The organism is Pseudomonas sp. FIP_A4, from assembly GCF_036701605.1.
Taxonomy (GTDB): domain Bacteria; phylum Pseudomonadota; class Gammaproteobacteria; order Pseudomonadales; family Pseudomonadaceae; genus Stutzerimonas; species Stutzerimonas phenolilytica.
This window is the reverse complement of sequence record NZ_JAYDXP010000125.1, coordinates 1-12,344: the sequence shown is the minus strand read 5'-3', so window position 1 is coordinate 12,344 and position 12,344 is coordinate 1. Positions and strand designations below refer to the sequence as shown.

Sequence of the window (12,344 nt, the reverse complement as noted above, 5' to 3'; positions counted from 1 at the left end):
CTCGGGCGGCTTGGCCGCCCTTCGTCATTGCTTACCTTTGAGCAGATCGGCCAGGTTGGCGAAGGCCTTGAAGGTTTCCTTCGGTCCCAGGTCGCTGCCGGGGCGGGCCTCTGTCTGGTACTGATTGTCCGTATATCGGGAATGTTCGTTGTCGTGACAGTACAGGCAGAGCAGTTCCCAGTTGGAACCGTCCTCCGGGTTGTTGTCGTGATTGTGGTCCTTGTGATGGACCGTCAGCTCGCTGAGACGCTTGCCGGAAAACTCCCGCGCGCAACGCCCACAGACCCAGGGATACATCTTCAGCGCTTTTTCCCGATAACCCTGTTCGCGTTGGCTGTAGGGCGTGGTTGGCTTGTTCGTGCTCATGGCTGGTCGGCTCGCTGAGGTCTGTTCACGGTGAAGGTGCGGTTATATGTCAGCCGGCCAGGCCGACGTAGACATGCTGGACATCGTCGTGTGCATCGATGGCCTCGAGGAAGGCCTCGACTTCCTCCAGCTCGGCTCCCGACAGGCTCACCGGATTTTTCGGTCGATAGCCCAACTGAGCCGATTGCACGGTGAAGCCGAATTCAGGCAGCGCCTTGCACACTGCGTCGAGATCGGTAGGCTCGGTGATGAACAGCGTGGCGCCGTCATCCGCCGCTTCAAAATCCTGCGCGCCGGCCTCGATGGCGGCCATTTCAGGATCGGCATCGCCTTCGGGTGCCGCTTCGATCATGCCGACATGCTCGAAGTCCCAGCTCACCGAACCGGAGGAGCCCAGCTGGCCTTTGCGGAACAGCACGCGGATTTCCGCCACGGTGCGGTTGAGGTTGTCGGTAAGGCATTCGACGATCAGCGGAACCTGATGCGGCGCGAATCCTTCGTAAAGGGTGCGCTCGTAATGGACGACCTCACCGCTCAGGCCCGCGCCTTTCTTGATGGCGCGCTCCAGAGTGTCTTTGGGCATGGAGGCCTTCTTGGCCTGCTCGACCACCAGGCGTAGACGAGGGTTCATGTCAGGGTCGGCGCCGCTGCGGGCGGCTATCATGATTTCCTTCGACAGTTTGCCGAAGATCCGTCCTTTGGCGTTCGCTGCCGCTTCCTTATGTTTCGCTTTCCACTGTGCGCCCATAGCCTGTCTCGTGTGAGGTCGTTCGAGCGACGAATTCTAGCTGGTCGCCGTCCCGGCGGCATCTGTGTACAGCGAATGGCGGCGAACTGTATCGACGAAATGCCTGGTTACTGTACGGAGAGGTGCTGCCGGACAGGGGGTTCTAATGCTTCTTTACTCGATGCGGGGTGGATGTCATGTCGCCGAGAGATTTGCTGCTCGCCCTGGTCGTGATTGTGGTCTGGGGTCTGAACTTCGTCGTCATCATGGTGGGTTTGCAAGACGTGCCGCCCATGCTGCTCGGGGCGTTGCGCTTCCTGCTGGCGGCGCTGCCGGCGGTTTTCTTCATCAGGCCGCCGCGGGTGCCGTTGCGCTGGTTGTTGGCTTATGGCCTGACCATTTCACTGGGGCAGTTCGCGTTCCTGTTCTCGGCGATGAAGGTAGGCATGCCCGCCGGGCTGGCTTCGCTGGTTCTGCAGTCGCAGGCGTTCTTCACGCTGTTCTTTGCCGCACTGCTGCTCCGCGAGCGGGTGCGCGCGGTCAACCTGTTCGGATTGTTGGTTGCCGCCGGCGGGCTGGCGCTGATCGGCGCGCAGAGCGGACAGGGAATGACGCTCGCCGGCTTCATGCTGACCATCGGCGCTGCGTCGATGTGGGCGCTGGGCAACGTCGTGACGCGCAAGATCGGTGATGTGAATCTGGTCGGCCTGGTGGTGTGGGGCAGCCTGGTGCCGCCGTTGCCGTTTCTGGGGCTGTCGTGGTGGCTGGAGGGGCCGGTAGCCATCGAGGCCGCGCTGCAAGGCTTCGGCCTGAAGTCTTTGCTGGTGCTGGCCTATCTGTCGTTCGGCGCGACCATTCTCGGCTACAGCCTGTGGAGCCGACTGTTGTCGCGCTATCCGGCGAGCCAGGTGGCGCCGTTCTCGCTGCTGGTGCCGGTGGTGGGGCTGTCGTCGTCGGCGCTGTTGCTCGACGAGCGCCTCGATGCGCTGCAGATGACCGGTGCCCTGCTGGTCATGCTGGGGTTGCTGGTTAATGTCGGCGGCGCGCGGTTGTTCGGGCTCATGCGTCCGGTCGGAGCGCGCCCGCACGGCTGATTGCCGAAGCCAAACGCCCCGCATCGTGCGGGGCGTGGTCGGCGGGGATATCGCCTAGTGGGTTGCGGTGTGGCTACCCAGGAGCGTGGAATCGCTCTTTTTAGCGCGCTTGGCCAGGCGTTTTTCCTGAGCGCTTTTCAGCGGCTTCTTCTTGGCCTGCTTCTTCGCATCCATACCCTTGCTCATGATGTTCACCTCGGATGGTAAGTGGCGGGGTACTTCGATTCGGCGGGATGGGGGCGAAATGATCGAGCCGTGCCTGCCCGCCCAAATAGTATGGACCCGCTGTCGTCAGGCAGCCTGCTCAGCGAGACGGGTGGCTGCGCTCATTCTCGGATTCGCGGCTGAGCCGCTCGAGTTCGCGACGGACCATTGAGGCATATTCGGCGGGACTGAGCCGATAAAGCTCGGTCGCGACCCAGGCGAGCCATTGCGCACCCAGCGTAGCGCGCTGGTCGAGCAGTCGCTGTGCTTCGGCTTTGGCGCGTGCTGCGTTCTGCTGATGGAAATCCGCTCGTTTCATGGGGCCTCCTGTCGATGTGGGCGACTGGATAGCAGAGCGCGTGCGCGGATGCCAGGCCCACGCTTGGTATCGCGGCGACGGCGCGTTAGGCTCGGCGCTTTCCGTTGCGCGAGTGCGAGCTATGCCGGTTGATTTCAAGGAAAAGATTTCCCGCCAGCGTCCCTACGGCAGGGTCGAGGCCGGCATGAAGGCGAGCGACGGCGACATTGGCGCAATCCTCGACCAGCTGGAAAGCGATCGCGGCCGTATCATCAATTCCGCCGCTGTGCGCCGGCTGCAGCAGAAGACGCAGGTCTTCCCGCTGGAACGCAACGCCGCGGTGCGCAGCCGCCTCACGCATTCGCTGGAGGTGCAGCAGACCGGCCGGTTCATCGTCCGCACACTGTACAAGCAGCTGGGTGCCAGAGCGTCGGACTACGGTCTGGACGGCATCGAAAACGTTTTGCAGAGCCTGGTGGAGATGGCCTGTCTGATGCACGACATCGGCAACCCGCCCTTTGGCCATTTCGGCGAATTCGCGATCGGCGAATGGTTCGCGCGTCATCTCGACGAGCTGTTTGGCGCCGCGGTACCGCTTGGGCAAGGCGATGCCGAGCTGCGCGCGCGCATGCTGGCCGATCTCAAGCGCTTCGAGGGTAACGCGCAGGCGATCCGTCTGGTGGTGAGCCTGTTGCGGTTGAATCTGACCTATACCCAGACCGCCGGACTGCTCAAGTACGTGCGTGCCGCGTATGCCGAGCGGCCGGCGCAAGGCAGTCCCGGCGCCTATCTGCAGAAAAAGCCCGGTTTCTACCTGTCGGAGCAGCCGTTCATCGAGCAACTGCAGCAGGTGCTCGACTTGCAGCCCGGTAGCCGCCATCCGCTTGCCTACATCATGGAGGCCGCCGATGACATCGCCTACTGCCTGGCCGATATCGAGGATTCGGTGGAGAAGGGCATCTTCACTATCGAGCAGTTGGCGCAGCTGCTGCTGGTCAAGTTCGCCGAGCATGGCGCGCTGGATGAGCCGATTCCCGGTGCCGAGCGCAGCTTTCGCAGCATGGTTGGCTACGCACTGGAGCGCGCCGGGCGCGAGCCGATCAACAAGACCGGCGAGTTCTTCATCTGGCTGCGGGTGACCATGATTCACCCGCTGGTGCAGCACGCCGCGCGGCAGTTCATCGACAACATCGAGGCGATCTTCCACGGCACGCTGGATCGGGCGTTGCTGGAGGATCGCAGCTTGCCCAACGCCATCGTGCAGACATTCAAGGATGTAGCGATGGAGCGGGTGTTCTGCCATCGCGAAGTGGAAACACTGCAACTGCAGGGCTATCGCATTCTCCAGGGACTGTTGGATGACTATGGCGCGTTGCTACGGGTTGCGCCGGCGACCTTCCGTGCGCTGGCCGCCGGCGACTGTCGGCGCGAGCCGCAACTGCAGATGCTTGCCCGTCGCCTGCCCGATCAGCTGGTCAAGGCCTATCACGAGGCGCTGAAGGATGTGCCGCAGGCTTCGCCGGACTTTCCGCTGTGGGAGTTCTACTACCGCAGCCGTCTGCTGCAGGACCTTGTCAGCGGCATGACCGATCAGCTCGCTCAGGACGAATACCGCGCGCTGTCGGCGCTGTAGCTGGAGGCAGGGAGGAGGGCGGTCGTGGAGTGCGCTATGCCATCGTGCCGGGGAAACGTGGTGGAACTGCATCGCTTGCGACGGCCTCTTATCTGCAACGGCGCGCGCATGATCGCCTGCGCCATAGATGCGGAGAATTTCATGGAACTGCCCAATAAAAACCTCGGTACCCTGTTCGAACAACTGGGGCTGGACTCCGATCCGGCCAGTATCGACGCGTTCATCGCCCAGCATGCGCCGCTGCCCAACGAGGTGAAGGTGTCCGAGGCGCCGTTCTGGAACGAGTCGCAAGCGGCATTCCTCAAGGGCGAATTGCTGGAGGACGCCGAGTGGGCGCCGATCGTCGATGAGCTCAACGTGCGCCTGCACGAACACAACGCGCCGTGACCTCCGGCACGCTTATGCATCCTGTGTAAGCGCTACGGCCAGCCCCAGCGCGATACTCAGCGAAAAGCTCAACAGCGTACCCAGAAGTACGTATTCGCTGCGCTGGCGGTTGTTGCGGCCCTTCAATTCGTTGAAGCGCAGGATGCTCTTGGCCGTCAGCAAAAAGCCGATCGCCTGCCATTGGTCCAGCAGCACGAAGGTCACGATCAGGCCACGTTCCAGATAGCCAACGAACGCGCCGCCGTTGACCAGTGAATCGTCAGTGCCTAGGCGCTCCTGCCAGGGCTTGAGCAGGGCGCCGATTAACGCCGAGGCTGGTTTGAAGGCCACCAGATAGGTCAGCAGGATCGACAGGTGATGGGCGCTGGCCTGCGCCTGCAGGAAGGTCGGGAACGAAGTCCACAGTCGTTCGCTGGATAGCCAGAGCGCTAGCACCAGTACCACCTGCACGCCATGTTCCAGAAGGAGCGTGGCGGCAGTGCGAGGACCTCGGCTGGCCGCCCAGCCGGCGGTCAGCAGGCGACCCGACGCCAATACCAGGGCCGCACCGCAGGCGAACGCCAGTCCGCCGCGCAGCAGGGCGAATATCACCAGCGCCGCGAGTCCTTGGGCAAATGCCAGAAGATAGAGCGCCGGGCTGCGCCCTGGCGTGTGAGTCCGAATACGCTGGCGCAGTGGCAGCAGGAAATCCACGGCGACGTGTCCGAGCAGTAGCGCCAGCAGCAGCGTCGTCGAGTCAGGCATGCTGCAGCTCCTCGACCCAGCCGCGAGTGCAGGCTAGATAGCGATCCACCAGGCGCGCGTCGGCGCGTTGCAGGGCCTTGGTCACCGTCACGCGGGATTTGCCCAGCTGCTCGGCGATGCTCTGGTGGTCGCGACCTTGGACCAGATGCAGGAAATAGGTCTGCGCTTCCACGGGGGTCCAGCGATCAATCAGTGCGGCGAGAAACGCGGTCGGCAACTCGGAGCAGCGCTGGAGCTCGGGCTCGTCGCTGAAGATGCAGAACGTCTCTTTTTTCATGCCATCCAACCCCCTGCCGGAGAGAACGAAGGCTTCGCTGTAGGGCTGCGCCGCGGTGTTGTCCTGGCTGATGCCCAAGGCCAGCCGCGCATCCCAGCGCTCGCCTGGCGCGCTGGCGGCAAGCAGGCCGGCGCGTATCGCCACCGCGCAGTCGAACACGTCCTGCGCATGGCGCATGACAACCTGAAAGCCATCGCCGCGGAAGGTTTCGACCTGGGCGTCAAAGTGCTCGCCGAGTTCGCTGAGCAAAATCTTCAGCTGAGCGATGAATACGTTGGGGGCGCGCATCGAGCGTGAGTCGATGAGATCTCCGGTCAGGACAGCCTTCAGGTTCACGAGTCGCTCCGTTGTGTACATACGCTACCTGTCAGAAAGTAGCCCTAATTGGCTACATATTCAAATGTTGCTTATAAGGGCTACTTGAAATATCTGGGATGCGGTAGGCCCGAGCGCTGCCTGTCTTTAGAATCCCGCCTTCACTTCGGCTTCTGAGGATTTTGCGATGGCTTCTTCCACCGGCACCACGCTCGATATCGAGGCGCGTTATGCCTGGGCGAAAAGCGTGGCACAGCAGGCAGCGCAAATGGGCATGGAGTTCTATCAGCAACGCAACGATCTAACGGTAGAGCACAAGGGGGATGACCGACAGGACGTGGTCAGCATTGCCGACAAGCAGATCGAAGCCTTCATTCGTGCGCAGCTGAGCGAGCATTTCCCCGAGGATGGCTTTCTCGGCGAGGAGAGTGGCTCCGCCGATCTCAATGCACGCTGCGTCTGGGTCATCGATCCTATCGATGGCACCGCCTGCTTCGTCAATGGGCTGCATAACTGGTGTGTGTCCGTCGGCCTGCTGGTCGACGGCGAGCCGTACCTCGGTGCCATCGCCGATCCGAATCACCGCGAGCTGTTCCACGGTTGCAAGGGCAGCGGTGCCTTCGTCAATGACACGCCGCTCGCTGTCAGTCAGGCGCGACATGTGCGTGAGGGGTTGACGGGGACCGGAACCTTTCATCCGCGCGGCAAGGAGCATTTCATCCCCTTCCTGCAAAAGCTGCTGGAGGAGGGCGGCATGTTCATCCGCAACGGTTCCGGTGCGCTGATGACGGCCTATGTCGCCGCCGGGCGCTTGATCGGCTACTACGAAACGCAGCTCAAAAGTTGGGACTGCGTCGCCGGCCTTGTGCTTGTGACGGAAGCTGGCGGACGGATCAACGACTTCTTTCGCAACGATGGCTTGCTCGATGGCAATCCTTATCTGGTGGCCGGTCCGGGCGTTTATGACCAGCTGGCGGAATTGATTGGCCCGTCGCTGGATGGCTGAGGCGCCCTTCGTCGGTCGCACATTGCATTGCCGTGGTGAGGCGCGCAGCCTGTCGAACACATCCACTAGGATCCGTTCTCGGATTGCATGCCGGATGGATGCTTGGTACTCCAGCGGGGCTTTTGTTGCTGTCGAACAGTCGTATCGTCCTGATGGATGCCTTCGAGACTGCGAGGTACCGATCATGAGCACGATGCAATGCACCTACCGTGGCTATCACATCATTGCCGATGTGATGGAGTATCCCGGTTCGCCGACGCCTTGGGCCGGCGGTTGCCGAATCAGCGACCCGTCGGGTCATGCTACCCGCCGCATGTCCCTGCCCGTCGAGCACGCCTTCATGGCGGAGCTGGACAAGGCCCAGCGTCTTTCCCTTGCGCATGGAAAATGGCTGGTAGATCAATGTCTTGATCACGGCTTACGGTTATTTCCCGAGGCGGCCTGAAAACGATGCGTGGTTTGGCTGGTTTTTCGATGCGGCCCCTCCAGAAGCGGGGCCGGCGACGAACGCTTGCCAATCATCGGGTAATTGCCCGTATCGCGCTGCTAAACGGCAGAGCCGTGTCGGCAGTCATCAGGCTCTTTTCACGGCTGCGCTGATTTCCCCGTTGCTTAAAAACGGCAACGGTGGCATAGCTTGTCTCAAGCCATCTGAAAAGATGGCCTTCACGAAGCGGAAGTAAGGACGACGTATGCAAATCCAGGTTCATAGCGATAACCACATCGAAGGCAGTGCCCGGTTAGTCGACTGGGTGAGTGCCAGTGTCGCCAGCAAGCTGGAGCGTTTCGACGACGAACTGACCCGAATCGTCGTGCATCTCAACGACGAAAACGGCGAGAAAGCCGGCGCGCATGACAAACGCTGCCAGATCGAGGCACGCCCGAAAGGGCAGCAGCCGATTTCCGTGACCCACAAGGCCGAGTCGCTGGAGCTGGCCATCGACGGTGCGATCGATAAGCTAGGCAACGCGCTGAGCCATCAGTTCGGCAAGCTGCGTAGCAAGCGTGCCGTCACCCAGCCACAAGGAAATGAAGGCGGCGCCGGCATGCAGGATGCGCTGCTGGAGGAGGATTTCCTCGCCGACGAGCAGCTGCGTAGCTCGTGAACGCACCGCCGAGCCTTGCATCACCTAGCGGTGGCGAGGCCCGGCGAGTGATTTTCCCTTCTTCGCTAACAAAAAACGGGGTGCCCGCATGCGGTGCACCCCGTTTCTCTTTGCGGCTTCGGTTATTGGGCGTTCAATGCTTGGCCGTTGATGCCTGCGCTATCGGGACCCATGAGATACAGATAGACCGGCATGATGTCCTGTGGTAGCGGATTGACCAGCGGATTCTCCCCTGGGTAGGCCTTGGCGCGCATATCGGTGCGTGTGGCGCCCGGGTTCACGCTGTTTGCGCGAATTGAGGCGGTGCCATCGAGTTCGTCGGCCAGAACCTGCATCAGCCCTTCAGTAGCGAACTTCGATACTGCGTAAGCGCCCCAGTATGCGCGGCCCTTACGACCGACGCTGCTGGAAGTGAAGATGACCGACGCATCCGCCGATAGCCTGAGCAGCGGCAGCAGCGTGCTGGTGAGCATGAACATTGCGTTCACGTTCACCTGCATCACGCGCATGAAATTGTCGCCTGAGAGCTGCTCCAGCGGTGTACGAGGACCGACAATGGCAGCGTTGTGCAGCAGGCCGTCCAGACGACCGAACTCTCGCTCGATCATTGCGGCGAGTTCGTCGTACTGGTGCGGCAATGCCGTCTCGAGGTTGAACGGAATGACTGCCGGACGTGGGTAACCCGCTGCCTCGATGTCGTCGTAGACGCGGTTGAGATTGTCTTCGTTCTTGCCCAGCAGCAACACCGTGGCGCCATGAGCAGCGTAAGCCTTCGCGGCCGCTTCGCCGATCCCCCGGCCAGCGCCGGTCACCATGATGATTCGGCCCGCGAGAAGGTCGGGGCGGGCGGTGTAGTCAAACATGAAAAGTCTCTCTTGTTTCAGAAGTCTGGACGCAAAGCGCTAACGGCTCAGCAGCTGCACAGTGCCCGGTCAAGCACGGAGCGCAGTTCAAGCGGGTTGTCCACCACCACGTCGGCCCCCCACAGGCCTGGGTTGTCGTCCGGGTGGATGTAGCCGTAACGCACCGCGGCAGTCTTGCTTCCGGCGGCGCGCCCCGATTCGATATCGCGCAGATCGTCGCCGACGAAGAGCACGGTAGACGGGTCGAGCTGCAGCTTCCTGCAAGCGAGCAGCATCGGCTCTGGATCAGGCTTGCTGCGACTGACATGGTCGGGACAGACCAGCACCGAGGAGCGCGAAGCGAGCCCGAGCTGCTGCATGATCGGTTCGGCAAAACGCAACGGCTTGTTAGTCACCACGCCCCAGATGAGCTTCGCTTGCTCGATGTCCTGAAGCAGTTGCTCCATCCCGTCATACAGGCGGCTGTACACCGCGCAATGCGATTGGTAGCGCTCGAGAAACTCCAGACGCAGCGTTTCGAACTCGTCTGACATGGGGTCGACGTCGAATGCACTCAGTACCATCGCCCGGGCGCCGCCAGAAACCACATCGCGTATCTGCTGATCCGCGACCGGAGTCAGGCCGCGCGCTAGTCGCATGGCTTGGGCAACGGCGATGAAGTCAGGGGCGGTATCGAGCAGCGTTCCGTCCATATCGAATAAAACGGCGCGCAGGCGCATCAAGCCTCCTTGATGGTCTGAACCATATAATTGACATCGACATCCGCCGACAGCTTGTAGAACTTGGTTAGCGGATTGTAGGTGAGGCCGACGATATCCTTGACTGCCAAGCCGGCATCGCGGCTCCAGGCGCCCAGCTCCGACGGCCGGATGAATTTCTTGAAATCGTGCGTGCCGCGCGGCAGCAGTTGCAGCAGGTATTCCGCCCCGACGATAGCGAGCGCATAGGCTTTCGGGTTGCGGTTGATGGTTGAGAAAAACACTTGGCCACCGGGTTTGACCAGCGCGCAGCAGGCGCGAATTACCGAGGCCGGGTCCGGCACGTGTTCCAGCATCTCCAGGCAGGTTACGACATCAAACTGTTCGGGGCATTGCGTAGCCATGTCTTCGGCAGTGATTTGCCGGTAATCGATCTCCAGTCCCGACTCCAGCAGGTGCAGGCGCGCCACGGAAAGCGGTGCTTCGCCCATGTCGATACCCGTAACCTGGGCGCCGCGCTGAGCCATCGCTTCGCTGAGAATCCCTCCGCCGCAACCGACATCGAGCACTTTCTTGCCGGCCAAGGCGACGTGCTCGTCGATCCAGTTGACGCGTAGTGGATTGATTTCGTGCAGCGGCTTGAATTCGCTTTCACGATCCCACCAGCGATGGGCGAGTGCTTCGAATTTGGCGATTTCGGCGTTGTCGACGTTGCTCATGGTCTGTTCCGTTTAAGATCTTGAGGTGAAGCTTGAGCTGCAATTGCCCATGTTGCCAGCCTCAGTCCGATAAAGGAGAGAGGTAATGTTCTCTCTCGTGGGGCAGTTTGTCGCAGTGGTGCAGCGTCCTGTAGAAAGAGTCAGAGCTTTTTTCCGTTGCGTATCTTCGTGCCCCACTTACGCACGCTCGCCATCAGTTCGTCCTGATCGATGCGGGTCAATCGGCGATCGATGAGCAGTTGCTTTCCTGCTACCCAGACATGGCGAACGCAGTCCCGGCCACAGGTATATATAAGCTGTGACACCGGGTCGTAAACGGGTTGCTGTGCCAGGCCGGAAAGATCAAATGCCACCAGATCCGCAAACTTACCAACCTCCAGCGAACCCGTATGCTCGTCCAGACCCAACGCTCGAGCGCCATTCAAGGTCGCCATGCGCAAGGCGCGATGCGCGTCCAGCGCGCTGGCCGATCCGGCGACGGCTTTGGCAAGAAGCGCCGCGGTTCGGGTTTCGCCCAGCAGATCGAGATCGTTGTTGCTTGCTGCGCCGTCCGTGCCGATCGCCACATTGACGCCGGCGGCCCAAAGCCGTTCCACGGGACAGAAACCACTTGCCAGCTTCAGATTCGATTCGGGGCAGTGGATTACGCTGCAATTATTCTCGACGAGGAGCGCAAGGTCTTCGTCGTCGATCTGCGTCATGTGTACGGCTTGGAAGCGGGGTCCTAGAAGCTGTCGTTTCGCCAGGCGAGCCAGTGGGCGCTCGCCATGACGCTGCAACGCTTCATGTATCTCCGACGCGGTTTCGTGCAGGTGCATATGGATGCCTGCATCCGTCTCCGCAACCAGGATGCGCATTTTTTCAAGACTGTCGTCGCCGACTGAATAGGGGGCATGCGGACCGAACGCAATGCTGATCCTTGGATGGTGCTTGAGATCGTCGAAAAGCGCGACGCCCTTGCGTAACGCTTCGCCTGCGTCGCGGGCTCCCGGAACGGCGAAATCCATTATCGGAACGGCGATCTGGGCTCGCATCCCACATCTATGTATGACTTCACTGGCTACTTCTGGGAAGAAATACATGTCCGAAATGCAGGTGATACCGCCTAGCAGTTGCTCGGCAATTGCCAGTTCCGTACCGGTCTGAATGAAAGCTTCGTCAACCCAGCGATTTTCGGCAGGCCAGATGTGATCGTGCAGCCAACTCTTGAGCGGAAGATCGTCAGCTAGTCCGCGAAACAAGGTCATCGCAGCATGCCCATGCGCGTTGATCAGCCCCGGTGCGAGAAGCATGTCGGGCAGCTCCAGAACGCACCTTGCTGCATGCTTGTTTGCCTCCGGCCGCGGAGCGATCAAGACGATGCGTCCGTCGCGAATACCCAGGCCATGCTCCCGGAGAACTACGCCCGCTGGCTCGACCGGAACGAGCCAGGTAGGAAAAAGGAGAAGATCCAGCTGTTCGAAGTCGAGTTCTGACATAGCAGGGCCAAAGCAATAACAAAGTTGGCAAGTGTAAAGCCGATGGGTTTACGGCGCGAATGAAACTCCGCAAGAGAGATCCGCCCATGGCCACGGCTTGTGGTTGAGCCATGAGCGCAATAAAGCGCTTGACGCACACTTTCAGCCCCCTATAATGCGCACCACTTCTGGCGCGGTCCTCTGCTAAAAGTTCTTGTAAATCAACAAGTTGCTTTGAGATTCAGGGTTGCGTTGGTGGCGGATTCGAGTAGAATGCGCCGGGCTGGCAGGTTGGTGGTTGAGCCCTGCTGGTGGCTTCGGTCGGATTGATCGGAAGCGGTGAAAGAGGTGGTTGACAGCGGTTTTGAACGCTGTATGATTCGCCTCCCGCTGACGAGAGATGAAGATTGATCGGAGCGGCAAGCGGTTGAGTAGAAAAGAGATTTTCGA

17 protein-coding genes are annotated in these 12,344 nt (G+C 60.9%); 6 read left to right on the top strand and 11 right to left on the bottom strand.

The window, feature by feature from the left end; genetic code table 11:
- Window positions 1-24 precede the first annotated feature (24 nt).
- Together U8L64_RS12830 and U8L64_RS12825 are read right to left on the bottom strand one after the other, a co-directional pair.
- Window positions 25-366 (bottom strand): YajD family HNH nuclease, encoded by a 342-nt coding sequence (locus U8L64_RS12830; RefSeq protein WP_273526712.1) that lies wholly within the window; start codon window positions 364-366, stop codon window positions 25-27.
- Window positions 367-415: 49 nt separating this feature from the next.
- Complete coding sequence (locus U8L64_RS12825; RefSeq protein ID WP_138299715.1) at window positions 416-1,114, bottom strand: YebC/PmpR family DNA-binding transcriptional regulator; 699 nt, start codon at window positions 1,112-1,114, stop codon at window positions 416-418.
- A gap of 176 nt (window positions 1,115-1,290) precedes the next feature.
- Here U8L64_RS12825 and U8L64_RS12820 point away from each other — a divergent pair, with 176 nt between their 5' ends.
- A complete protein-coding gene (locus U8L64_RS12820; RefSeq protein ID WP_333397916.1) occupies window positions 1,291-2,187 on the top strand; it encodes an EamA family transporter in 897 nt (298 codons plus the stop codon).
- 54 nt (window positions 2,188-2,241) lie between these two features.
- On the opposite strand, the gene U8L64_RS12815 is transcribed toward U8L64_RS12820, so the two are convergent.
- Together U8L64_RS12815 and U8L64_RS12810 are read right to left on the bottom strand one after the other, a co-directional pair.
- Entirely contained in the window at window positions 2,242-2,373 is a 132-nt protein-coding gene (locus U8L64_RS12815) for a hypothetical protein (protein WP_333398019.1), read from the bottom strand.
- A 118-nt stretch (window positions 2,374-2,491) separates the two neighbouring features.
- Window positions 2,492-2,710: a hypothetical protein gene (locus tag U8L64_RS12810; RefSeq protein ID WP_333397914.1), complete on the bottom strand. Its 219-nt coding sequence runs from the start codon at window positions 2,708-2,710 to the stop codon at window positions 2,492-2,494.
- Between the two features lie 121 nt (window positions 2,711-2,831).
- Between U8L64_RS12810 and dgt the strand changes: the two genes are divergently transcribed.
- A complete protein-coding gene (gene dgt / locus U8L64_RS12805; RefSeq protein ID WP_138299717.1) occupies window positions 2,832-4,322 on the top strand; it encodes a dGTPase in 1,491 nt (496 codons plus the stop codon).
- A 141-nt stretch (window positions 4,323-4,463) separates the two neighbouring features.
- Window positions 4,464-4,709 (top strand): DUF2789 domain-containing protein, encoded by a 246-nt coding sequence (locus U8L64_RS12800; RefSeq protein ID WP_333397912.1) that lies wholly within the window; start codon window positions 4,464-4,466, stop codon window positions 4,707-4,709.
- 12 nt (window positions 4,710-4,721) lie between these two features.
- Here the strand turns inward: U8L64_RS12800 and U8L64_RS12795 are convergent, their stop codons facing one another.
- Both U8L64_RS12795 and U8L64_RS12790 read right to left on the bottom strand, forming a co-directional pair.
- On the bottom strand, window positions 4,722-5,453 hold the full coding sequence (locus U8L64_RS12795) for a hypothetical protein (protein ID WP_333397910.1): 732 nt from the start codon (window positions 5,451-5,453) through the stop codon (window positions 4,722-4,724).
- Window positions 5,446-6,066 carry a sigma-70 region 4 domain-containing protein gene (locus U8L64_RS12790; protein WP_333397908.1) on the bottom strand — a complete coding sequence of 207 codons (621 nt, stop codon included), beginning with the start codon at window positions 6,064-6,066 and terminating at the stop codon, window positions 5,446-5,448. Before U8L64_RS12790 ends, U8L64_RS12795 begins: the two co-directional genes overlap by 8 nt.
- Window positions 6,067-6,232: 166 nt before the next feature.
- On the opposite strand from U8L64_RS12790, the gene U8L64_RS12785 reads away from it, so the two are divergent.
- From U8L64_RS12785 to U8L64_RS12775, 3 genes are all read left to right on the top strand, one after another.
- A complete protein-coding gene (locus U8L64_RS12785; RefSeq protein WP_043296464.1) occupies window positions 6,233-7,051 on the top strand; it encodes an inositol monophosphatase family protein in 819 nt (272 codons plus the stop codon).
- Between the two features lie 184 nt (window positions 7,052-7,235).
- Complete coding sequence (locus tag U8L64_RS12780; RefSeq protein WP_043296463.1) at window positions 7,236-7,496, top strand: hypothetical protein; 261 nt, start codon at window positions 7,236-7,238, stop codon at window positions 7,494-7,496.
- A 247-nt stretch (window positions 7,497-7,743) separates the two neighbouring features.
- Window positions 7,744-8,157 (top strand): HPF/RaiA family ribosome-associated protein, encoded by a 414-nt coding sequence (locus U8L64_RS12775; RefSeq protein ID WP_043296461.1) that lies wholly within the window; start codon window positions 7,744-7,746, stop codon window positions 8,155-8,157.
- Window positions 8,158-8,279: 122 nt separating this feature from the next.
- Here the strand turns inward: U8L64_RS12775 and U8L64_RS12770 are convergent, their stop codons facing one another.
- From U8L64_RS12770 to U8L64_RS12750, 5 genes are all read right to left on the bottom strand, one after another.
- Window positions 8,280-9,020 (bottom strand): YciK family oxidoreductase, encoded by a 741-nt coding sequence (locus tag U8L64_RS12770; RefSeq protein ID WP_043296458.1) that lies wholly within the window; start codon window positions 9,018-9,020, stop codon window positions 8,280-8,282.
- A gap of 47 nt (window positions 9,021-9,067) precedes the next feature.
- Window positions 9,068-9,739 (bottom strand): N-acetylmuramic acid 6-phosphate phosphatase MupP, encoded by a 672-nt coding sequence (gene mupP / locus U8L64_RS12765; RefSeq protein WP_043296456.1) that lies wholly within the window; start codon window positions 9,737-9,739, stop codon window positions 9,068-9,070.
- On the bottom strand, window positions 9,739-10,437 hold the full coding sequence (gene ubiG, locus U8L64_RS12760; RefSeq protein WP_043296454.1) for a bifunctional 2-polyprenyl-6-hydroxyphenol methylase/3-demethylubiquinol 3-O-methyltransferase UbiG: 699 nt from the start codon (window positions 10,435-10,437) through the stop codon (window positions 9,739-9,741). Before ubiG ends, mupP begins: the two co-directional genes overlap by 1 nt.
- Window positions 10,438-10,577: 140 nt before the next feature.
- Window positions 10,578-11,915, bottom strand: a complete 1,338-nt coding sequence (locus U8L64_RS12755; RefSeq protein WP_333397903.1) for a TRZ/ATZ family hydrolase — start codon at window positions 11,913-11,915, stop codon at window positions 10,578-10,580.
- Between the two features lie 200 nt (window positions 11,916-12,115).
- Window positions 12,116-12,344, bottom strand: a 229-nt coding sequence (locus tag U8L64_RS12750) for a hypothetical protein (RefSeq protein WP_333397901.1), incomplete at its 5' end; no start/stop codon positions are given.